At 58.8% G+C, this 1,661-nt stretch carries 1 protein-coding gene and 1 pseudogene; both read right to left on the bottom strand.

Translation table 11 applies throughout. The features are described from left to right. Nucleotides 1-114: 114 nt before the first annotated feature. Entirely contained in the window at nt 115-1,383 is a 1,269-nt protein-coding gene (locus ACRESD_RS20215) for a malic enzyme-like NAD(P)-binding protein (protein WP_431752519.1), read from the bottom strand. A 182-nt stretch (nt 1,384-1,565) separates the two neighbouring features. Then, nucleotides 1,566-1,661: pseudogene (locus ACRESD_RS20220) on the bottom strand (thermonuclease family protein); the annotation flags it as partial.

Genomic DNA, 1,661 nt, shown 5'->3' on the forward strand with positions numbered 1-1,661 from the left:
TCGCCACCCAGCGCGGGGCAAGCCCGCTCACTACAAAGGCCATCGGCGAACACCACACAGCAAAAAGCCCCGACTCGCGAGAGCCGGGGCTTTTTGTTGGTGCGCTACAACGGCTTAGCCGTTGAACACATCATCCACGCTTTTCAGCGGGTAGTGCTTCGGATACGGCAGGGTGGCCACGCCAGTCTCGATGGCGGCCTTGGCCACGGCATCGGAGATCAGGGTGATCAGGCGCTTGTCCATTGGTTTCGGAATGATGTACTCACGACCGAATTCCAACTTGGCACCGCCGTAGGCGTCGCATACGTCCTGTGGTACTGGCAGCTTGGCCAGTTCACGCAGGGCGTTGGCGGCAGCCACTTTCATCTCTTCGTTGATGCGCTTGGCGCGAACGTCCAAGGCGCCACGGAAGATGAACGGGAAGCCCAGCACGTTGTTGACCTGGTTCGGGTAGTCCGAACGACCGGTGGCCATGATCACGTCGCTACGGGTGGCGTGAGCCAGCTCTGGCGAGATTTCCGGGTCCGGGTTGGAGCACGCGAACACGATCGGGTTGGCTGCCATGGATTTGAGGCCTTCAGCGCTCAGCAGGTTCGGGCCGGACAGGCCGACGAACACGTCTGCACCGTCAAGAGCGTCAGCCAGGGTGCGCTTGGAGGAAGGGTGCGCAAACATCGCCTTGTACTGGTTCAGGTCGGTACGCTCGGACTGGATCACGCCCTTGCTGTCGACCATGTAGATGTTTTCCAGCTTGGCGCCCATGCTCACGATCAGCTTCATGCAGGAGATGGCCGCAGCACCGGCGCCCAGGCAGACGATCTTGGCGTCAGCCAGGGTTTTACCGGCGATTTCCAGGGCGTTGATCATGCCGGCCGCGGTAACGATCGCGGTACCGTGCTGGTCATCGTGGAATACCGGGATGTCGCACTGTTCGATCAGGGCCTTTTCGATCTCGAAGCACTCAGGTGCCTTGATGTCTTCCAGGTTGATGCCACCGAAAGTGATGGAAATGCGCTTTACGGTGTCGATGAAAGCCTGTGGGCTTTCGGAATCGACTTCGATGTCGAAAACGTCGATGCCGGCAAAGCGCTTGAACAGCACGCCTTTACCTTCCATGACTGGCTTGGACGCCAATGGGCCGAGGTTACCCAGGCCAAGAATCGCGGTGCCATCGGAAATCACTGCAACCAGGTTGCCTTTGCCGGTGTACTTGTACGCCAGTTCAGGGTCGCGGGCGATTTCACGTACGGGCTCGGCAACACCAGGGCTGTAGGCCAGCGACAGGTCGCGAGCGGTGGCAGTGGCTTTGGTGAGCTCTACACTCAGCTTTCCTGGACGAGGATGGGCATGATATTCGAGAGCGGCAGTTTTCAAATCAGACATATCGGCATTCCGCTTTTACTGTTGGTCGACGGACCGCCGAGGATACTCGTGTCGTAAAGCCCCTACAAGACTGGGCAGTCACAGGTGTCAAGGGCCCTGCGCTACGACTTTCGGCCAAGAGCCACGGGATACAAGGGCTCAACTGTTCACAATCATACGAAAAAATGTCTACAATTTTTTTCTTACGGCATCCGCTGAAGCATTCCGGGATCGGTCAGTGGCGACAGCCAGCGCGCCTGGCCATTTTTCAGGCCGCCGTGTCGGGAACGGTCCAGCAC

It is taken from the genome of Pseudomonas sp. (genome assembly GCF_050739995.1).
Taxonomy (GTDB): domain Bacteria; phylum Pseudomonadota; class Gammaproteobacteria; order Pseudomonadales; family Pseudomonadaceae; genus Aquipseudomonas.

Excerpts from the sequence above, each read along its gene's own strand:
- ACRESD_RS20215 (WP_431752519.1), bottom strand. The coding sequence starts at position 1,383 with ATGTCTGATTTGAAAACTGCCGCTCTCGAATATCATGCCCATCCTCGT.